This is a genomic window from Ferrimonas senticii DSM 18821 (genome assembly GCF_000422665.1).
Lineage (GTDB): Bacteria > Pseudomonadota > Gammaproteobacteria > Enterobacterales > Shewanellaceae > Ferrimonas > Ferrimonas senticii.
The window spans coordinates 1-20,050 of sequence record NZ_AUGM01000024.1 but is presented as its reverse complement, the minus strand read 5'-3'; the positions used below and the strand labels follow the sequence as shown (position 1 = coordinate 20,050).

Annotated in this window: 16 protein-coding genes, 1 tRNA gene and 1 rRNA gene; 5 read left to right on the top strand and 13 right to left on the bottom strand. The window is 54.2% G+C overall.

The annotated features are described in order from the left end of the window. Positions 1–67: 67 nt before the first annotated feature. Positions 68–799: a 5'-methylthioadenosine/S-adenosylhomocysteine nucleosidase gene (locus G506_RS19640; RefSeq protein ID WP_276197584.1), complete on the bottom strand. Its 732-nt coding sequence runs from the start codon at positions 797–799 to the stop codon at positions 68–70. A 475-nt stretch (positions 800–1,274) separates the two neighbouring features. On the opposite strand from G506_RS19640, the gene G506_RS0112415 reads away from it, so the two are divergent. From G506_RS0112415 to G506_RS19630, 3 genes are all read left to right on the top strand, one after another. Next, positions 1,275–2,330, top strand: a complete 1,056-nt coding sequence (locus G506_RS0112415) for a porin (protein ID WP_169628107.1) — start codon at positions 1,275–1,277, stop codon at positions 2,328–2,330. A 232-nt stretch (positions 2,331–2,562) separates the two neighbouring features. Next, positions 2,563–3,846, top strand: a complete 1,284-nt coding sequence (locus G506_RS19635; protein WP_156904895.1) for a hypothetical protein — start codon at positions 2,563–2,565, stop codon at positions 3,844–3,846. 105 nt (positions 3,847–3,951) lie between these two features. Further along, positions 3,952–4,833, top strand: coding sequence for a helix-turn-helix domain-containing protein (locus G506_RS19630; protein WP_084631358.1), 882 nt, complete (start codon positions 3,952–3,954; stop codon positions 4,831–4,833). Here the strand turns inward: G506_RS19630 and G506_RS0112400 are convergent. The 7 genes from G506_RS0112400 to G506_RS0112370 all read right to left on the bottom strand — a co-directional run bounded on the left by G506_RS0112400 (position 4,826) and on the right by G506_RS0112370 (position 11,366). Then, positions 4,826–5,080 carry an HP1242/YdcH family protein gene (locus tag G506_RS0112400; protein WP_028117149.1) on the bottom strand — a complete coding sequence of 85 codons (255 nt, stop codon included), beginning with the start codon at positions 5,078–5,080 and terminating at the stop codon, positions 4,826–4,828. The two genes, G506_RS19630 and G506_RS0112400, sit on opposite strands and share 8 nt — an antisense overlap. Before the next feature lie 178 nt (positions 5,081–5,258). Next, on the bottom strand, positions 5,259–6,242 hold the full coding sequence (oppF, locus tag G506_RS0112395; protein ID WP_028117148.1) for a murein tripeptide/oligopeptide ABC transporter ATP binding protein OppF: 984 nt from the start codon (positions 6,240–6,242) through the stop codon (positions 5,259–5,261). Beyond that, on the bottom strand, positions 6,239–7,210 hold the full coding sequence (gene oppD / locus G506_RS0112390) for an oligopeptide ABC transporter ATP-binding protein OppD (RefSeq protein WP_028117147.1): 972 nt from the start codon (positions 7,208–7,210) through the stop codon (positions 6,239–6,241). The genes oppF and oppD overlap by 4 nt, the downstream gene beginning before the upstream one ends. A gap of 9 nt (positions 7,211–7,219) precedes the next feature. After that, complete coding sequence (gene oppC / locus G506_RS0112385) at positions 7,220–8,125, bottom strand: oligopeptide ABC transporter permease OppC (RefSeq protein ID WP_035387314.1); 906 nt, start codon at positions 8,123–8,125, stop codon at positions 7,220–7,222. Positions 8,126–8,137: 12 nt separating this feature from the next. Continuing rightward, a complete protein-coding gene (gene oppB / locus G506_RS0112380) occupies positions 8,138–9,064 on the bottom strand; it encodes an oligopeptide ABC transporter permease OppB (protein ID WP_028117145.1) in 927 nt (308 codons plus the stop codon). Positions 9,065–9,081: 17 nt separating this feature from the next. Continuing rightward, positions 9,082–10,725 (bottom strand): peptide ABC transporter substrate-binding protein, encoded by a 1,644-nt coding sequence (locus G506_RS0112375; protein ID WP_051202101.1) that lies wholly within the window; start codon positions 10,723–10,725, stop codon positions 9,082–9,084. A gap of 221 nt (positions 10,726–10,946) precedes the next feature. Continuing rightward, entirely contained in the window at positions 10,947–11,366 is a 420-nt protein-coding gene (locus G506_RS0112370; RefSeq protein WP_028117143.1) for a secondary thiamine-phosphate synthase enzyme YjbQ, read from the bottom strand. A 110-nt stretch (positions 11,367–11,476) separates the two neighbouring features. On the opposite strand from G506_RS0112370, the gene G506_RS19625 reads away from it, so the two are divergent. Next, positions 11,477–12,523 carry a cytochrome c peroxidase gene (locus tag G506_RS19625; RefSeq protein WP_156904893.1) on the top strand — a complete coding sequence of 349 codons (1,047 nt, stop codon included), beginning with the start codon at positions 11,477–11,479 and terminating at the stop codon, positions 12,521–12,523. Further along, the gene (locus G506_RS0112360) at positions 12,504–14,264 is read left to right on the top strand and encodes a hypothetical protein (RefSeq protein ID WP_028117142.1); all 1,761 of its coding nucleotides are present in this window, start codon (positions 12,504–12,506) and stop codon (positions 14,262–14,264) included. The genes G506_RS19625 and G506_RS0112360 overlap by 20 nt, the downstream gene beginning before the upstream one ends. Before the next feature lie 66 nt (positions 14,265–14,330). Here the strand turns inward: G506_RS0112360 and alr are convergent, their stop codons facing one another. The 5 genes from alr to rrf all read right to left on the bottom strand — a co-directional run bounded on the left by alr (position 14,331) and on the right by rrf (position 19,941). Next, complete coding sequence (gene alr / locus G506_RS0112355) at positions 14,331–15,407, bottom strand: alanine racemase (protein ID WP_028117141.1); 1,077 nt, start codon at positions 15,405–15,407, stop codon at positions 14,331–14,333. Between the two features lie 32 nt (positions 15,408–15,439). Then, a complete protein-coding gene (gene dnaB / locus G506_RS0112350; protein WP_028117140.1) occupies positions 15,440–16,852 on the bottom strand; it encodes a replicative DNA helicase in 1,413 nt (470 codons plus the stop codon). Between the two features lie 69 nt (positions 16,853–16,921). Then, entirely contained in the window at positions 16,922–19,255 is a 2,334-nt protein-coding gene (locus G506_RS19620) for a putative bifunctional diguanylate cyclase/phosphodiesterase (RefSeq protein ID WP_051202099.1), read from the bottom strand. A 482-nt stretch (positions 19,256–19,737) separates the two neighbouring features. After that, positions 19,738–19,814, bottom strand: a tRNA-Asp gene (locus G506_RS0112340). Between the two features lie 12 nt (positions 19,815–19,826). Then, positions 19,827–19,941 (bottom strand): 5S ribosomal RNA (rrf, locus tag G506_RS0112335). Positions 19,942–20,050: the final 109 nt, after the last annotated feature.

The window sequence follows — 20,050 nt, the reverse complement described above, 5'->3', positions numbered from 1 at the left end:
TTAATTTTTATTGAGAGGGAACAGAGAAACCGAAGCGACACTTAAGGTGTCGCTTCGTTAAAAAGAGTTATTGCTGCTTAATCAGCGCTTTGAGCACATCCAATACAAACAATTGGCAATCTACGGCGGTGTACTCTTCAAAGTCTTGGTTGTGTTGGTCGGTGTTCGACAACACCCGAATGCCCACAAACGGGATCTTAAAGGCGTGAGCCACCTGCGCCGCCGCTGAGGTTTCCATCTCCTCCACCGCAGTGCCAAAGGTGTTGTGGAACCAGTTGATCCGGTCGACTTCGCGGTTCCACTCATCGCCGGTGCCGATAACCCCGGTCACCACTTTGCCTTTGCTGTAGGTTGGGGCCAAAGACTGCGCCAACGCCAATAAATCCCGATCGGCGCTAAAACGATTGTGCGCCACCACTTCGCCCTGCTCGCGCAGGTACATGGTCATATCGAAGTTCTGCCAAGTGGTCGGGGCGATGCCCTTACCTGCTTCGGTGAACTCGGTCTTGTAAGAACCCATGTTAAAGCTGGCTTCGCCAATCACGATATCACCACGGTACAACAGCGGATCATGGCCGCCAGCGGTACCTTGGTTAATGATGAACTTTGGCTGATAGTGAGCGATCGCTAACGTAGTGGCCGCCGCCGCGTTGGCAAGGCCGATCTCAGTACGGGATACCACTACTGGGTAGCCATCCAATTCGCCACGCCAGAAGGTCCAGGAGCCAAAGGTTTGCTCTTCGACGTTGCTAAGAGCTGCAATTAACGTAGCGGTTTCCACGTCCATGGCGCCTTGCACCAAAATAGGCTGAGGTTGATTAACGACGAACAAACAATTACCCAATCAGGTTCAATCAAAAGATGGCCGAGATGGTATCACTAGGGTAATGATTGCAATGTTTTTGGATGCTCTGAATTGTTAATGGGCTGTGATTACCAAAAAACCACAGCGATTAAAATACCAACCAATCGCAGACAATAAACCAGCACTCTGACAATTAATTAATCAGCGCAACAGTTATTCCCAAAACATTTCGAACGCTGTTTTTTAGATCTTGCTCTAATTCAGTCAGAACTGACTGCGGAATATCGCACTTTCAAGGCCACAACTCGGCGAGATCACAGCCCCGAACCACAGCCCTAAATTCACCATTTTCACGCCATTATTCACCTATTTTGCGCCGCGGTGGTTGCTTACCTTTGCCCGCCTACGCTGCCATGCAGCCCAGCCAGTCCCCTTGGTGCTATCACCTCGGCGAGTAAGGAAAATGATGATGAAACTGTCCCATACCGCATTATTGGCCAGCTGTCTGCTGGCCGGTCAGGCGCACGCCCAACTGCAATCCCCAATCTTTTATGGGGATCTGCGCTTCTCTCTCACTCAGGCCGACACCGCCTTTGCCGCTAACCCCAGCGGCAGTGATGGCACTACCTTACAAAATGATTTCTCTTACGTTGGTTTGCGCGGCAGCAGCGCGCTGACAGAACAACTGGCGCTGATCTACAAAGCGGAAGTGATGCTTAACGGCGACGACACCGATGACAACTCGCCATTCAAAGCGCGGGATATCTTCGTTGGCCTGCAAAGCGATTGGGGTACCGTCAGCTTCGGTAAGATGCTCACCGTATTCTTGAAATCCGAAGGCAGCATCGACCAGTTCAACCTCACCAACACCGATATCAACCGCCTGTTTGCCGGGCAAGACCGGATGGGAGACATGGTTGAGTTCAGCTCCGCCGAGTTTGCCAATAGCCGCGTGCTGGTGAACTACCTGCTTGAAGACGATGCCGAGGACAAGAACAACAACAAAACCAACTTGGGCGATCCCTTTGCTGTCTCTCTCCTGCACGGCGATAAAAGCTTTAAAAAACAGCCTTACTTTTTCAGCGCAGCCTATAACGACGGCCTAAAACAAGAGCGGATGTGGCGTCTCGTTAGCCAAGTAAAGTTGGGCCAATGGCAACTAGGGGCACTGTACCAAGACACCCAAGATCTGAAATACAACAACCTCGATGGCAGCGGTTTTGTCCTGAGCGCCAACTACCCACTGAACGACAAGCTGAAGTTTAAAGCGCGCTACGGCCAAGATGACTCCGGCAACGGCAAGTACATCGACAAGGTAATTCAGCACGTAAAATTGGATTCTAGCGACGTCGCCGCCACCCAGGTAACCAACTACAGCATCGGCCTGGATTACCAGATCAGCCGCAGCACCAAGGTCTTCACCCACTTCAGCTATTTTGATGCCGAAGTTGACCACATCAACGGCGAACGCGTCTACGATGCCGACGACAAACTGTTCAACCTCGGTTTGTGGTACAAGTTCTGATCGTTGCCGATAACAACATGATCATTTAGGGGCCTTTGGCCCCTTTTTTGTCGCTAGGCTCCCATCGCGGTTCAGGGCGAGTGGTCGATCACAGACCTTAGCCTGCGCCTAATATGTGCCATTTTCTTGCCAAGAATCACCTATTGATGCCGAAGCGATTTGATTAATTTTCGGATGGTATTCAAGACGCGCTGGCGCCTAACCCAGCGCGCAACCAATCGAGATGATGAACATGACCCTATACCCTACTCCGCTGGCCGCTCTGTCGGCTACCGCTGCGGCATTATTGCTGTGCAGCGCCAGTTACGCCGGTCCGGCTGATAACGCCGCCACCGCTGCCGAACTGAGCTACGTTGGCAGTGACACCTGTATCGACTGTCACCAAGGCAAAGCCTCGTTTTTGGAAACGGGCCACAACTTCAAACTCAACAAAATTGAAAATGGCCAAGCACCAAAGTACCCATTCACCGACATCAGCGATGGCTTGCAGTACATCAAAGGGGTCGATAACAGCGCCGGTAACCCAGAAAGCTTTGCCGACGTAAGCTACGTAATCGGTGGCTACATCCGCCGTGCGATGTTCCTCGATAAAGATGGCTACATCATGACCGGCAGCAATGTGCGTCTGAATCTAGCTAAAGATGGCCAAGCCTATGGCCCGCACTCGAGCTTAGATTACATGGCTGGTCACGCTGCCGATTCGCACCCATTTAGCTGTGGTAGCTGCCACACCACCGGTTGGAAAGCCTACACCTCGGAAGCCGGCGACGATCGCAACAAGCAGCGTCAAGACAATCTGCCTGGGATGGGCGGCACCTTCGCCTTTGGCGGCATTCAGTGTGAAGCTTGCCACGGCGCCGGTAGCCAGCACGTAGAAGATCCAAGCAAAGACAACATCACCAAAGTTGCTAAAGGCCGCACCGCCGCCGATCTGCGCTCCGACAGCATGGGTCATGGCATGGCGATCACCTGTGCCGAGTGTCACACCAAAGATGGTGAGCGTAAGTACCCAAGCTACGACAGCTACTTCAACCAAGCCTTTGGTGGCGACAGCCACTCTGGCCGCGTAATGGAATACCCACTGGGGGCGCGCTTTGCCTCCGATGCACTGCTGGGGATGGATCCAGACAGCGGTGAAGCGTTAGGGGCAAAGCAGGACTTCAGCTGCACCGATTGTCACAACCCACACCTGTCGACCACCAACAAAGACGAGCCGGGCCATGAAGGCGCAATGCTGGGTGAGTGTAGCGAATGTCACACTGACATCGAATTTGCCAGCACCGCTGACGGCGGCGGCGCTAAAGGTCACAAGATGATGGCCAGCTGCACCGATTGTCACATGCCGAACAACATCCACCTGTTTAAGATCAATCTGGATGCACCATCGGACGATCAGAGCCACTACTCCAAAGATGGCAAGTTCCGCCAGCCTTGGTTACGTGCGGCGGATTCCTGTCAGCAGTGTCACAGCGATTACGACGCTAAAGCGGCCACCATCAAACGCATCCACAAGTAATTGTGATCGGTCCCGCGCGGTTGCATCGTGCGGGCCAATCACGCTGTTTTTTAAAGCCAGTGACGCCGATAATTGGCGTCACTGCTCGCCACCGGCTTCCCCCCAATGACCTTGTCGCTTCTGGACCAACTTACTGACCTCGATCCCATTGCCGATGGCTTGCAGATCACCAGCTTGGCGCAATTTATCGAGCAGTTGCCCCATGACGAGGGCGGCCAACGCCATCATCGAGCGCAGCAGTTTCACTTTATCTATGTGCTTGAAGGCGAAGGCCAACACTTTATCGACTTCAACTGGTATCGCTACCACGCCAACCAGATGATCTTTATCCGCCCCAATCAGATCCATGGCTTCGACCATAGCCATCATCAGGGGCTGGTGATCAGCATGAGTTGCGACTACTTTCTGGCTAGTGCCGCCAACGTCCGCTCCTCCTATTTCGCACCGATGCACCTGAGCATGAGCTACTCGCCAATCCTAACCTTGGACGACGAGCTGGCCGCCAGCTGCCACACCCTGATCAGCGAAATCATCAAAGCCAAGCGCCAAGGCGACAGCGATCTGGTGATCCAGCTGCTGCTGTCGGTGCTGCGGATGAAACTGGCACAACGACGTCAACAATCGATCGCCCATCTAACCGAGCAACAAAAACAGAAATTTGCCCAGCTTCTCACGCTGATCGACCACAATTTCAAAACCGTTCGCGACGCCAACAGCTACGCCCTGTTGATGCACAGCAACTACAAGTCATTAAATAAATTGACCAAGTTAGCGTGCGGTAAATCCACCAAGGAGCTAATCGATTTCCGCATGGTGCTGGAGATTAAACGCTTACTGACCATGGACGGCTACAGCGTCCAACAAGCCGCCGGCGAACTGGGTTTTGACGATGCGACCTACTTCGTCAAGTACTTCAAACGTCACACCCAGCACACACCAGCGGCCTTTAAACGCCAATTTGAAAGCCGAGAAACGCTGGCTAATTAAGTTGGACTTTAGCGTCTTGAATGGCGCTAAACAGGAGATCTTTTAGATTAAGTCGGCGGTATTTAAGCGTTTCTAAAAAACGTTCATCACTTACTTCAAAACCGGCTTCGATGCGGTGCACTTGGCGGTCGAGTTCGTGATACTGGTTATACAGTTGGTGGAATTGGTTGTCGGCTAGGTTGAGCTGCTCAATCAGGTGCTTATCTTGAGGAAACTCATTCACTAGACTGTGATCTTCAACAATCATCGCGCTTTTCTCCATCAGTAAAGGCAATACCATTGTGCCCGTTAACGGTCGCGACAGAATTGACAGAGGTCATTATTCAGCCAGCCATCTAACCAAGGTCGACACGCCCTAGAACAACCCAAAAAAGGCACCCGCAGGTGCCTTGATGCTTACCGATTAATGATAATCAACCGCTGTGCTAAGCGACATCATGCTTAGGGCAAGCCACCTGATGGGTCCCTTCAATCAACGTCAAGCTAGGGCGGTTGTGGGCACATTCGTCGCTAACTTGCGGGCAGCGAGTACGGAACACGCAGCCTGATGGCGGGTTGATTGGCGACGGCAGTTCGCCAGTCAACGCAATGATGGTTTTGCCCCGCTCAAGCTTAGGATCCGGGATCGGCACCGCCGACAACAGCGCCTTGGTGTAAGGGTGCGATGGCTTGCCATACAGCTCTTCAGCACTGGCCAGCTCGACCTCATTACCCAGATACATCACCAGCACCCGATCAGAGATGTGTTTAACCACCGACAGATCGTGGGCAATGAAGACCAGCGCCAGTCCCATCTCCGCTTGCAGCTCTTTCAGTAGGTTAACCACCTGCGCCTGAATCGACACGTCCAAGGCCGAGACCGGCTCATCACAGATCACCAGCTTGGGCTTTAAGATCAGCGCCCGGGCGATCCCGATACGCTGACACTGACCGCCGGAGAACTCGTGCGGATAACGGTTGATCACGTTTGGCAACAAGCCAACCCGACTCATCATCTTGCGCACTTCGGTTTGGATCTGCTCTTTGCTCCAATCCGGGTAGTAGTTGCGCAGCGGCTCGCCAATGATGTCACCCACGGTCATCCGCGGGTTGAGTGAGGCCAACGGATCTTGGAAGATCATCTGCACCTCTTTGCGCAGATCTTTCATTGCCAGCGGATCGCTGGTGTTGACCTCTACACCATTAAAGGCAATGGTGCCCTCGGCGACCGGCACTAAGCCGATCAGCGCCCGCGCTAAGGTCGATTTACCACAACCGGATTCGCCCACAACTCCAAGGGTTTCGCCGGCGTTGATCTCGAACGACACGCCATCCACCGCTTTCAGCTGCGGCAGCGGATCCCATGGCCATTTCTGCGCTTTCTTAATGCCAAAGCGCACCTTTACGTTGTCTACTTTAAGCAGGCTCATGCAACCTCCTCCTTAATTTCGATATGGCAAGAGCGTTGACGAATGCCGCCAAAGTTAACCAGTGGCGCCGGTTGGTTATGACAGATCTCAATCGCCTTGGTACAGCGCGCGCTAAACGGACAGCCCGGTGGCAACGCCAACAGGTTTGGCGGGTTGCCCGGAATGGTTGCCAGTACCGGCGAGTTATCATCCAGCCGTGGGATCGCCGACAATAGCCCTTGCGAATAAGGGTGAGTTGGCTGGTAGAACACGTCATCGGTGCTGCCGTATTCCATGGTACGACCGGCGTACATCACCATCACCTTGTCACAGATACCGGCAACCACGCCGAGATCGTGGGTAATCATGATGATGGCGGTGCCAAGATCGTTCTTCAGCTCATTGAGCAAGTCCAAGATCTGCGCCTGTACCGTCACATCCAATGCGGTGGTCGGCTCATCGGCGATCAACAGCTTTGGTTTACACAGCAGCGCCATGGCGATCATCACCCGCTGACGCATGCCGCCAGAGAACTCATGCGGGTACATGTCCATTCGCTTACGGGACTCAGGGATCTTGACCGCATCGAGCATCTGCACCGACTCTTCAAACGCTTGTTTGGCGCCCATGCCTTTGTGCAGCATCAGCACTTCCATCAGCTGCGGCCCCACTTTCATATAAGGGTTTAGCGCGGTCATCGGATCTTGGAAGATCATCGCGATCTGCTCGGCGCGGATCTTATTCAGCTCTTTCGGAGGCAAGCCTAAGATCTCTTGCCCTTGGAACTGAATGGAGCCCTGAGTGAGACCGTTTTTCGCCAGCAAGCCCATGATCGCAAACGCCGTTTGGCTTTTGCCGGAGCCTGATTCACCGACGATCCCCAAGGTTTCGCCGGCGGCCAGATCAAAGCTCAGTTTATCCACCGCGGTGACGTTGCCATCTGGGGTGGTGAACTGCACATTCAGATCGGAAACTTTTAGCAAACTCATGTGCCCTCCTTAGCGATCTTTTGGATCAAGGGCGTCGCGCAAACCGTCGCCGATGTAGTTAAAACAGAACAGGGTGATCACCAAGAATGAGGTTGGGAACACCAACTGCCACAACGCCACCTCCATGGTCATCGCGCCTTCGTTCACCAGCGCCCCCCAGGAGGTAAACGGCTCTTGCACCCCAAGGCCCAAGAACGACAGGAACGATTCAAACAGGATCATCCCCGGTACCAGCAGCGAGGCGTACACCACCACGATCCCCAGTACGTTTGGCACCAAGTGGCGCAGAATGATGTCCTTATTGGGACTACCAGCCACAATCGCCGCTTCAACAAACTCTTTCTTTTTAAGGCCCAAGGTCAGGCCACGGACGATCCGCGCCATATCCAGCCACGACACCGCGCCGATGGCGAGGAAGATCAGAAACAGGCTGCGACCGAAGAAGGTCATCAGCAGGATCACCAAGAACATGAATGGGAACGATTGCAGGATCTCCAAGATCCGCATCATCACGCTGTCGGTACGGCCGCCAATGTAGCCGGCAATGGCGCCATACAAGGTGCCGATGATCACCGCCACGGTCGCGCCCAACACCCCCACCAAGAACGAGATGCGCCCGCCCTCTAAGGTACGCACGAACAGATCACGGCCGAGGAAATCGGTACCGAAGAAGTGGCCATTGGCCAAGCTTGGGCCCGAGGCCATGTTTTCCCAGTCCATCTCATCGAAGGTGTAGCTCGACAGCGCCGGGCCAATCATCACCAACACAAAGATGAACGCCAATACGCCTAAGGAGACCACTGCGGCGCGGTTGCGCAAGAAGCGACGACGAGCGTCAGCCCACAGGCTGCGGCCTTCCACTTCTAAGCCTTCGGCGAAGTTTTCCACCGCTTGGTTATTTTGTTTCGAGGTCATAGTCTGCATGGTTTAGCCCTCCACTCGAATACGTGGATCGATCAGACCATAGATGATGTCCACAATCGCGGTAAACAGAATGGTTAGCGCGCCAACCAGAATGGTTAACCCCAGCACCAGTGAGTAGTCACGGTTCAGCGCGCCGTTAACGAAGTACTGGCCAATCCCCGGAATGCCAAACACGGTTTCAATCACCACCGAACCGGTAATGATCCCCACGAACGCTGGGCCCAAGTAGGAGACCACCGGCAGCATTGCCGGACGCAGCGCGTGCTTGAAGATGATGTGACGCATCGGCAAGCCTTTAGCGTGGGCGGTACGAATAAACGGGCTGTGCAGTACCTCAATCATCGAGCCGCGCATAATACGGGCGATGGAGGCCATATACAGGATCGCCATCGCTGACACCGGCAACACCAGATTGAGCCAAGCGCCGTCATTCCAGCCGCCAGCGGGGAACCACTGCAACTTAATGGCGAAGATCAACACCAGCACCGGCGCTAACACAAACGATGGCAGTACCACGCCAACCATCGCCGTGCTCATTACGGTGTAATCGATCCAGCTGTTCTGTTTCAGGGCGGCGATGGTGCCAAGGGCGGTACCCAAGATCACCGTGACGATAAAGGCCACCACCCCAAGGGTGATCGACACTGGGAACGAGGCGGCAATCAGTTCGTTAACGCTGTAATCGCGGTACTTAAACGACGGGCCAAAGTCGCCCTTCATCAAGTCGCCAAGATAGTACAGGTACTGCTGCCACAACGGCTTATCAAGGTGGTATTTGGCTTCAATGTTAGCCAGTACCTCTGGCGGCAAATTAAAGTCGCCGGTAAATGGGCTGCCCGGTGCCGCCTGCATCATAAAGAACGACAGGGTCACCAGAATAAACAAGGTGGGGATCGCCAGCAGCAAGCGGCGAATAGCAAAACTCAACATGTTCTGTCTCCTGCGCCTTAGTGCTTCTCGATGTACATATTTTTCGAATAGATGGTGTTTTCGACGTTATTTTCGGGATAGCCCTTAACGTACGGCTTTTTCAACACCGCCATCACCGACTGATACACCGGCAGTACCGGCATCTCATCGGCAATGATCTCTTCAGCCCGGGTGTATAGCTTGGCGCGCTCTTCATCGCTTTCGACTAGGCGCGATTGCTCCATGATCTGGTCGTATTCGGCGTTGGCCCACTTACCCTTGTTTTGGCCGTGGGTCGACAGCAACACATCGAGCATGGTCGAGGCTTCGTTGTAATCCCCAGCCCAACCGGCACGGGCCATCTCAAAGCGGCCTTGGTTACGGGTATCCAAGAAGGTCTTCCACTCTTGGTTTTCCAAACGCACCTGAACGCCCAGCGGCTTCCACAACTGCGCCACCACAATCGCTAGTTTCTTATGCGCCTCGTGGGTGTTGTACAACAGGTTAACGTTCAAGCGCTTGAGTTCGTTACCGTTGGCGTCTTCACCGATGCCGTAACCGGCTTCGGCCATCAGCCGCTTGGCTTCGGCATCACGTTGTTCCTGAGTCCAAGTGGCGTAATCCAGTACCGGCGGAGTGAACCCGGCCACCGAATCTGGGGTAAAACCGTATGCCGGTTTTTGGCCCATGCCGGTCACATAGGTGGTGATCGCTTCGCGGTTTACCGCCAATGACAACGCCTTACGCACCCGCCAGTCATCAAACGGTGGCACCTTGGTGTTGAATTCGTAGTAGTACATCGACAGATACGGCGAGATCACAATCTGCTCGGGGATCTGCTTTTTCAACGACTTGAAGTGTTCCATCGGGATGGTCAGCGTCAGATCCACTTCGTCGGCCTTATAACGAGCCAATTCGGTATTGGCTGGCAGTGCCAAGAAGGTCACTTGGTCGATCACCGTTTTGGCGTTATCCCAGTAGGTTGGGCTGCGTTTAACGATGATCTTCTCGTTCACTACCCACTTATCGAGGGTGTAAGCGCCGTTGGTGACCATGTTCTCTGGCCGAGTCCACATATCACCGTGCTGCTCAATCACCTTCTGCGGCGCGGGGAAGGTATTTTGGTGAGCCAACATCCGCACAAAGTACGGCACCGGCTTTTCTAAGGTAACTTCAAAAGTTTTGTCGTCGATGGCACGGGCGCCAAGGGTGGTCGGCTCCGCTTTGCCTTGAATGATCGCAGTGGCGTTTTTAACGGTGGCGATCTCCAAATACCAGGCGTAGCGAGACGCGGTAGCGGGATCGACTGCACGGCGGAAACCGTAGACAAAGTCGTGGGCGGTTACCGGATCGCCATTGGACCATTTGATGCCGTCACGCAGATGGAAGGTAAAAACTTTGTTGCCGCCGCTGACTTCCCAGTGGGTCGCTTGAGCGGGGATGATATTGCCGTTCTCGTCTTGTTGAACAAGTCCTTCGAACAGATCTTTGGTGATGGCTGAGCCGGTGGTGCCTTCCACTTTTTGCGGATCCAGTGAGGCTGGCTCACTGCCATTACCTCGGACCAATTCCTGAACCGGATGCAGCTGGGTGCCCGGTGGAACGTCAGCGGCCTGAGCCGCCGGCCAAAGTGATGCGACGATTAGGCTGAACCCCACGGCAGTTGTGCGCATTAGTGCCATGTACTACTTGCTCCCTGGTTCGTGTTTATTATTAGTGTTATCGACTGCTTTATTAGTCCCTGAGCAGCATTTATCGTTAGCGTTGCGCAGACTCATTGTTTTGAGTGATCACAGTCGCAAAAACCATAACAAAAACTTAATTTGTTCGCATCAATTGAACGCATCCGCTAACAACTGCAACGCCTTTGGCTGACTCGGTTGAATCCCGTTCTCGGATTTGCTCACTGCCCTTGGATGGTTACCAACACTCGCCGTGCGCCGCCTTGATAACGATGTTCCCCCAGATAGATCCCCTGCCAAGTTCCTAGCGCCAAACGGCCGTTGCTGATCGGCAGCATTAGGCTGGTGCCAAGCAGTGCCGCTTTAATGTGCGCCGGCATATCATCAGCCCCTTCGTAGGTGTGTTGAAAGTACGGGGCATGTTCCGGTACCAACCGCTGTAAATATTGCTGCAAATCGCCCCGCACCGTCGGATCGGCATTTTCATTAAGGCTCAGACTGGCGGAGGTATGCTGCAGCAACAGATGGCACAGGCCAACTTGCACTGACGCCAGCGCCGTTAACGCTTGCTGGATCTCTTCGGTGATCAGGTGAAACCCTTGAGGTTTCGGGGTTAAGGTGATGAGTTGTTGCTGCCACATTGCCGGCGGCTCCCTAAATTTGTGGATATGACCAAGCGACGGTTGCTGGTCAGCATGGTGCTGGCTATACCTTAACTCAATAGGCGCACCATTCACGGCAAGGATGCATCTTGGCGCAGCCCACATCGCAGCGGTTCCAATTAATCGTTAGGTTACTTACCACCGCCTTGATGGCGGCACCGTTAGGTGGCTGCAGCCCAGAAAAACCGGTGCCAATCCACACCGAATTAGAGTACAGCCTGCAACAAGCGCAAGCCCAGCGCCACCTAGCGATCCGGCCGATCCCCCGTTTTAATCCCTACGAAATAGATCTTGAACTTGCACGACTTGGCCGCGATCTGTTTGTCGATCCGCGGTTCTCCTCCAACAACCAAATCAGCTGCGCCAGTTGCCACCACCTTGATGGTTACGGCGCCGAACCGTTGGTGGTCAGCATCGGTGTCCAAGGCCAAGGTCATCGTAACAGCCCAACGGTGTTTAACTCCGGCTTTAACCCAATGCAGTTTTGGGATGGCCGCGCGTTGTCGCTAGAGCAGCAGATCAATGGCCCGTTGCACAACCCACTAGAGATGGACAGCGACTGGCCGCAAGTGATCGGCAAACTGCGTGCCGATGCCGATCTGGTTGAACGCTTTCAAACGCTGCTTGGACAGCCAATTAATGCCAACAGCATCGCTTACGCCATCAGCTATTTCGAGCAACAGCTGCAAACCCCTGATTCCAACTTCGACCGCTATCTGCGCGGCGAAGCCCAGCTGTCTGTCCAAGCCAAAGCCGGCTGGCAGCAGTTTACCGACATCGGTTGCATCCAATGTCATCAGGGGATCAACGTCGGTGGCAATCTGCTGCAAACCTTTGGCTTGACCTATCGCGACCATCTGGATAGCAGCGACCTTGGCTTGGCCGAGCTAACCTTGAAAGATCAAGACCGAATGGTGTTTCGCGTACCAAGCCTGCGCAATGTTACCCAAACCGCCCCCTACTTTCACAACGGCTCGGTCCACGAGCTATCGCAAGCGGTCGAGATCATGGCCCTAAGTCAGCTGGGCAAAAAACTGACTCAACAAGAGCTGTCCGAACTGCTGGCATTTTTAAACAGCCTAACCGCGCCACCACCCCCAATATTGAGCCTGCTTGATGAAACTGAAACTGATTAATCTGCTGGCGATCGGCCTGTTGCTTGGCGGCGCCATTCAACTCGGCCGCTTAGGGTTGGAGCAAAGCCAACAGCTGCAACAATTGGACGTGCACATCGCTCAGTTACAACGGCTACGCAACGACAGCCACGCACTGTTAGAGGCGATTGCTCAATACCAAGCGGTTCCAGCCGCCAATTTGGATTACCTCAGCCACATCACCCAACAACTGCAGCGTGACAGCGAACAACTGGCACAACTCGACAAACAGCATCAAAGCGTGGCCAGTGTGGCCCAACAGTTACGCGACTATACCCTGCACCTGATCCGCCATCAGATCGCCGCCAACAGCAGTCGCATCGCTCTCGATAGTTTATTAAAAGAGGCCGAAGACCAGGCAGATTCGCCAGCAAAGCAGATGGCAGTCGCCACACTTCGCTGGCAACTGCCAATCGCGCAATATGACATCCGGCCACTGATCAGCCAACTAGCACCACAGCTACAAAACAACCTGTACGCGCACACCATGGTGTTTCGCCAAGCCAGTGATATTCGTAAACAACTGACCCAACGATTGCTGGCTTTGCCACAACAGCGAATTTTTAACGATCTGGCGCAGATCCAAACCGGGCAACGGGATCAACTGCTGATCTCGCTAGAACAAAAGCGCGAACTGGCGTTATTGCTGCTGCTGGCGGCGGTTCTATGGTTTGGCGGCCAATGGGCGTGGCAATTGCGCTATCGCCTTAACCGCAGTCACCAACAGCAAGCGCTGTTTGGCAGCCAATTGCTGTTATGGGGACAACAATTGGCGCGACTGGATCGCAGCAAGCCAGAGCAATGTTTGCAGCAGCTAACTCATGATTTTGACGCGCTATTGCAGTTGCAGCGAGCGATGGGCGATCATCACTTTGCAATCGAAATGCTCAGCATTGATCAACAGTTGCAACGACTTAGCGACCGCCTGCAACAGCAGCCTAACTGCCAGTTGATGCTGCACCGACAGCATCAATGCAGCAATCACCTAGAGGGGCCTTTGGCGCTGCTGTACGACCTGCCACTGGCGCTGCTACAAGGGGCAGTTCACGCCGGCCAACAACAAGCCAGCATCGCCATCAGCCAGCAACACGAACGATTGCTGGTGGACTTTGAACAACACGGTACGCCGTGGCCAAAGGCGGTGATCGCCGCTTGGCGCGAGCGCCGCCATTGGAGTTTTGCCCTGCTGTCGCAGCACTTAGGCAGCTACCTGCAACCACTACTGCTGCTACATCAAATGGAGCAGCAGGGCGCCAAAATCGATATTTGGTCAACCAGTAAAGGCGGCCGCGCGCAGGTATCGATGGCAGTTGCCTGGCAACCCAGCGCCGCCACCTTGCCCGAACGCGGTACTGTGGCCGTTTTGGGACGCAGCAACTGGCTCGGCCAAGGGCTCAAGCAGCAACTGTTGTGTTTAGGATACCAACCGCAATTTCATAGCGATCTGCGCGCCTTGCTGCCGCAACTGTTTAGCGGCCAATGCCAGCAGATTGTCATCAGTGAGGTTGGCAGCTTAAGCTTGGAACTGCTAACCGCCCTAAAGCAACAGCAGCAAGCCAGCAAGCACCCACTATCGCTGCTGGTACTAAGCAATGCGGTACCGTTGGTTTTGGAACATTATCAGCAGTTGCCGTTGCCCTATTCCATCAAGCAGTTGCAGCAATGCCTTAAACCTGCGACCACCACTGACGCACCACTGCAACAAGCACAACCGGCCTCTTAAAAACAACGCCGAATGGCATAACCGATTCGGCGTTAGTGTCAGCAAAGCAGTTGCAAGCAACGGGGCTCAATCGAGGTATTGATAGGTTACCCGAGCGGTTGTCGAACACAGCAGCTCATAAGGGATGGTGCTCGCGCACTCGGCGATCTCTTCGATGCCAAGCCCCTCGCCCCACAGCACCACATCGTCACCAACCTGAATATCGGCATCGCCCACATCAACGGTCAGCATATCCATCGACACTCGACCTGCCAGCGGAAACCGTTGACCATTGATCAGCACCGGCGTGCCCGAAACCGCATGGCGCGGATAGCCATCGCCGTACCCCATGGCAATTACCGCGATTTTGGTGGCGTTGTTGCTGCGCCAGCTCTGGCCGTAACCGACTGGTTCAGCGGCGCTCAGATGCCGTACCGCCAAGACCTTGGAGCGCATGGTCATGACCGGCTCTAGACCATATTGCGGCGCCCGCCCCCCAACCATCGGGTTGCCGCCAAACAGCGCCAACCCCGGCCGGATCCAATCACCATGAGCAGCCGGCCAGCCTAAGGCGCCAGCGGAATTACACAGCGTACGCTCCCCTGGCAGTCCCTCGGTAAGCTGATTAAAACATTGGATCTGCTTTACCGTTTGTGGATTTTCCAGCTCATCGGCGACCGCAAAGTGAGTAATAAAGTTAATGGGTTGGCAGACGTTATCGCACTGGCTTAGCTGCTGATAAAGCGCCGCAAATTCATGCGGCTGAACCCCTAGCCGGTGCATCCCAGAATCGACCTTTAGCCACACTTTCAACGGCTTCGACAGTTTCAGCTGACACAACAACTCAACTTGCGAAGCGTCATGCACCACCACATCCAAATGATGCGCGGCCGCTTGTTCGAAGTCGGTGTCGGAAAACACCCCCTCCAGCAGCAGCACTCGGGCATCAATGCCGTGAGAACGCAGCGCCAACGCCTCTTCGATGCGGGCAAGGCCAAAACCATCGACCCCGCTAAGCGCCTCGGCAATTGGGATCAGCCCATGGCCGTAAGCATTGGCCTTCAATACCGCGAACACTTTGCTGTTGGGAGCCGCTTGGCGCAATCGCGCTAAGTTGTGTTGCAGAGCGCCTAAGCGGATCTGCGCGACCGGAGAGAAACGCATCAATCATCCTTTACCAATTGCGACAATTGGTATTACTCGTCGTATTCGAAACTGGTTCCGCTGTAGTTATCAAAGCGGGAGAAGCGGCCTTGGAAGGTTAGCGGCACTCGGCCAATCGGCCCGTTACGCTGTTTACCGATAATAATTTCCGCCTGACCTTTTTCTGCCGTATCGGGGTGATAAACCTCGTCGCGGTAGATAAACATAATCAAGTCGGCATCCTGTTCAATAGAGCCGGATTCACGCAAGTCGGAGTTCACTGGCCGCTTATCGGCCCGCTGTTCAAGCGAACGGTTCAGCTGCGACAGGGCCACCACGGGGCATTCTAACTCTTTGGCTAGAGCTTTCAGTGAGCGCGAGATCTCAGCGATCTCCAAGGTACGGTTATCTGACAGCGCTGGCACCTGCATCAACTGCAAGTAGTCGACCATGATCATCGAGATGCCGCCATGCTCACGCGCTACCCGGCGGGCGCGAGAGCGCACTTCGGTTGGGGTTAGGCCAGAGCTGTCATCGATGTACATCTTGCCCTGCTCCATCATGATCCCCATGGTCGAGGTCACCCGCGCCCAATCGTCGTCGTCCAACTCACCGGTACGGATCCGAGTTTGATCAACCCGGCCAATCGACGCCAGCATACGCATCATGATCTGCTCTGATGGCATCTCTAGCGAGAAGATCAGCACCGGCTTATCTTCGTTCATCGCCGCCTGCTCACACAGGTTCATGGCAAAGGTGGTTTTCCCCATCGACGGACGGGCCGCGACAATGATCAGATCCGATGGCTGCAAACCAGCAGTCATCTTATCCAGATCGGCATAACCGGTGGAAACCCCAGTAACACCGCCAGAGTTAGGGTTATTGAATAGCTGTTCGATGCGATCGATGGTCTTGTTGAGCACCGACTTAAGGTTTTCAGGGCCCTCGTTGGCGTTGGTGCGTGACTCGGCAATCTTAAACACCTTGCTTTCAGCCAAGTCCAACAGTTGCGATGAATCGCGGCCTTCCGGATTAAAGCCGGCATCGGCAATCTCATTGGCTACCTTGATCATCTCGCGCATCACCGCCCGTTCACGGACGATGCTGGCGTAGGCGCTTAAGTTGGCGACACTTGGGGTGTTGCGGGAGATATCCGATAGGTAAGGAATGCCGCCGACACTGTCGATGTGGCCGGTCTTGGTCAGGGCTTCGGAAACGGTCAACAAATCCAGCGGCTCACTGGCCTCCATCAACTTCGACATCGCCTCAAATATCAGCTGGTGACTGCGGCTATAGAAATCCTCTTTAACCACCTTTTCAGCCACCTGATCAAACAGATCGCTGTTAAGCATTAAGCCGCCGAGAACCGACTGCTCAGCCTCTAACGAGTGCGGCGGGATCTTCAGTTGATCCACCGCCTGCTGCTGTTTTCGTTCGCCGCGATCGCGGGCGTTAGACTCTGCCATGATGGGGTTCCGGTGTTGCGATTGGCCATAAAGAGGAACCGCCCATTGTACTGAAATGACCGCCTGACGCTAAACGATTTTCAACTGAGTGCTGGTTAGTGCCCTGCGACCTGGTGACGGCGGCAAGCCATGGCGACTGCTCTCCATCAGGAACCGATAACACGCTTCACTGCTCAGCGGCCGCGAGTACAGATAGCCCTGCATCCGTCTACAACCAAGACGCAATAGCTGCTCCTCTTGCTCGGGGCTTTCGACCCCTTCGGCAATCACCCGCAGACCCAGGTTTCGCCCCAAATCAACCACAGTACGGATGATGGCACTGTTACCGCGCTCTGGTAACTCTTTGACGAACGAGCGATCAATCTTCAGTTCATCAACCGCAAAGTGAGCCAGATAGGCCAGTGACGAGTAACCGGTACCAAAGTCATCGACCGCAACGTTGACCCCCAATCGGCGCAGTGCATCCAGCTGTTTGCGCGCCGTTGGCACCTGTTTGATCAGCACCCCTTCGGTAATTTCGATGCACAGATTCATCGGTGGCATATTGGTTTGCTTGAGCACTGAGGCCACAAAATCAACGTAGTCCACTTGGTGAAAATGCGAACCAGACACGTTCACCGACAGCGTCTGGCCATCACGCAAGTTCCAGCCAACAAAGGTTTGACAGGCTTGCTGCAGCGCCCAGCGATCCAGTGCCACCACCAAACCACACGACTCTGCCAATGGGATAAACTGCGCCGGTGATATCGCTTGACCATCTTGTCCCTGCCAGCGCAACAGCGCTTCGATACCGATAACACGGTTGCTATGCAGATCCACCTGCGGCTGATAGCACAGGTTAAGCGACTCCCGTTCAATCGCAGTGCGCAACGCGTTGACCAAATCCAGCTGATAGGTCGCCTGGGCATCACGCTGCTGACTGTAAAAACAGAAGCGGCCACGACCATCCTCTTTGGCGTGATACATCGCCAGATCCGCGTGTTTAATCAGGGTTTCGCTTTGGTCACCATCCTGTGGCCACATCGCCACCCCGATGCTGGTAGAGATATAAAATGGCTGCTGATCGATCCAAAACGGCTGCGCAATCGAATCCAAGATCCGCTGTCCCAGCTCATTAACGATGGTTTCGCTAGGGATATCAGAGACTAAAATCAGGAATTCATCGCCACCAAAACGGCACAGCATATCGGTGCCGCGCACCACTTTTTGCAGACGCTGGGCCGCCTCAACCAAGAGTTCGTCGCCGCAACTGTGACCGTAAGTGTCATTGATGTGTTTGAAGCGGTCCAAGTCTAAAAACAGCAATGCCATCCGCTCTGACGAGCTGCGTTGGTTGATCTGCTGACGCAAATGAGCGACAAACTTAGCCCGGTTAGCCAACTGCGTTAGCGGATCAAAATCAGCTAACTGCCGCAACTCTTGCTCCGCTTGTTTGCGTTCAGTCATATCCGAGAACAGTGCCACAATATGCTGAGCATGCCCCTCCATCGGGCTCATGGTCAGCCACACCGGCACTTCGGTGCCGTCACCGCGACACATCTGCAGTTCACCGCGCCAATGGCCATCTCGCAAGCGTTGCTGCCAATCACCAGTGTGGTGCGGCAGCAACTGGCTGAACCGCACCCCATCCAATGCCGGCAAGCGCAAGATCCGCTCCGCGGCCGGATTGCCTTGCAATACCTCAAATTCGGCGCTCATCACCAACAGCCCTTCAGAGGTGTTGGCCAAAGCCTGCGCTAACAAGCCACTTTCCTGTTGCAGTTGTCGATGCTCAGTGACGTCGGTGTAGATGCCGCTGATTAAAATCGGTTCGCCGTGAGGATCTCGCTCGATCACCGCCCCAGAGATCTGCACCCAGCGCCACTGATGATCGCCACTCTTAACTCGACAAACCAAATTAAGATAGGGCTCTTCGCCCTGCAAATGCGCTTGCCATTTAGCTTTTGCTGCTGGGTAATCATCTGGATGTATTGGCAATTTATCCATCGGCCATTGCAACGCTTTGCCGGTATGGTTAATCACCTGCTGTTGGTTATCGACCCGCAATAGGTTCTCGGCATGGTGCCAACTCCAGGTATCAGAACGCCCTGCCACCAATGCCATACTCAAGCGCCCTTGGCTTTCGCTCAATTGCTGATCAACCAAGCCACGCTCAGGTTTTCCAACACGACGATGGGCGATACATAACGACAGGGTGCCAATAGCGAGCCCGAGCAAAAACACCAAAGTGAGGCCATAACCGGCGGAAGCGGTCAAACTGGCGCTGGTCACCGACCAGCCCAACGCAATAGCCTCGATGGCGCGATTGAACCACCCTTCAGCTTGTAATAACACCGAGCCGTTCAAGCTAAAAAACGAACTGGCGAGTGCTTTAGCGCAGACAAGCTGCAACATTGCCAACATGTGTACAACAGTCCCTGTTGCTCAGGTAAATTAAGGCGGATGGTAGCACCGTTCATTGGCGCTAAATTTGACTTAAAACAGGGTCGATTAAATAGCCACAACCAAAGTGAGCAACAGCTCAACTGCCGACATAAACAAGCCCCAATCTTGCGACTAAGACTGGGTTGTAGGTGGATGAACAGATCGGACGATGGCTACTCTGTAACAGGTCTTGCTCAAGATTGAATAGTTCCGAGAACTCGTTCTCGGCTACGGTGGAAGATTAAAGCCAATCAAAAAGCCTCAGCTTTTCGGCTGAGGTTTCGTTACCGATGGCGGAGTGGACGACCATACCCACGAGCAGAACCCGCCCCCCCGGCGTGACAGGCCGCTAAGCTGGTAGCAAAGAGTCTAGCCAACTGAACTGCCGCTCTGCTTCCGTTTTGAAAAAACGCAGATGCGAAAAAGCCCAAATCTTTCGATTTGGGCTTTTTCTGAATAGTTGGCGGAGTGGACGGGACTCGAACCCGCGACCCCCGGCGTGACAGGCCGGTATTCTAACCAACTGAACTACCACTCCGCCGAAATTGGTGTTTGGCGGTGACCTACTCTCACATGGGAACTCCCACACTACCATCGGCGCAACTGCGTTTCACTTCTGAGTTCGGCAAGGGATCAGGTGGGGCCACAGCGCTATTGTCATCAGACAAAAACTGAATTTGGATTAAGCTGACTTTCTCAGTCAATTTTCTTACAAGGACTAGATATCCGAGCAAAACCATTTTGGTGTTGTATGGTTAAGCCTCACGGGTCATT

Excerpts from the sequence above, each read along its gene's own strand:
- G506_RS0112415 (WP_169628107.1), top strand. The coding sequence starts at position 1,275 with ATGAAACTGTCCCATACCGCATTATTGGCCAGCTGTCTGCTGGCCGGT.
- G506_RS19635 (WP_156904895.1), top strand. The coding sequence starts at position 2,563 with ATGACCCTATACCCTACTCCGCTGGCCGCTCTGTCGGCTACCGCTGCG.
- G506_RS19630 (WP_084631358.1), top strand. The coding sequence starts at position 3,952 with ATGACCTTGTCGCTTCTGGACCAACTTACTGACCTCGATCCCATTGCC.
- G506_RS0112400 (WP_028117149.1), bottom strand. The coding sequence starts at position 5,080 with ATGATTGTTGAAGATCACAGTCTAGTGAATGAGTTTCCTCAAGATAAG.
- oppF (WP_028117148.1), bottom strand. The coding sequence starts at position 6,242 with ATGAGCCTGCTTAAAGTAGACAACGTAAAGGTGCGCTTTGGCATTAAG.
- oppD (WP_028117147.1), bottom strand. The coding sequence starts at position 7,210 with ATGAGTTTGCTAAAAGTTTCCGATCTGAATGTGCAGTTCACCACCCCA.
- oppC (WP_035387314.1), bottom strand. The coding sequence starts at position 8,125 with ATGACCTCGAAACAAAATAACCAAGCGGTGGAAAACTTCGCCGAAGGC.
- oppB (WP_028117145.1), bottom strand. The coding sequence starts at position 9,064 with ATGTTGAGTTTTGCTATTCGCCGCTTGCTGCTGGCGATCCCCACCTTG.
- G506_RS0112375 (WP_051202101.1), bottom strand. The coding sequence starts at position 10,725 with ATGGCACTAATGCGCACAACTGCCGTGGGGTTCAGCCTAATCGTCGCA.
- G506_RS0112370 (WP_028117143.1), bottom strand. The coding sequence starts at position 11,366 with ATGTGGCAGCAACAACTCATCACCTTAACCCCGAAACCTCAAGGGTTT.
- G506_RS0112360 (WP_028117142.1), top strand. The coding sequence starts at position 12,504 with ATGAAACTGAAACTGATTAATCTGCTGGCGATCGGCCTGTTGCTTGGC.
- alr (WP_028117141.1), bottom strand. The coding sequence starts at position 15,407 with ATGCGTTTCTCTCCGGTCGCGCAGATCCGCTTAGGCGCTCTGCAACAC.
- dnaB (WP_028117140.1), bottom strand. The coding sequence starts at position 16,852 with ATGGCAGAGTCTAACGCCCGCGATCGCGGCGAACGAAAACAGCAGCAG.
- G506_RS19620 (WP_051202099.1), bottom strand. The coding sequence starts at position 19,255 with ATGTTGGCAATGTTGCAGCTTGTCTGCGCTAAAGCACTCGCCAGTTCG.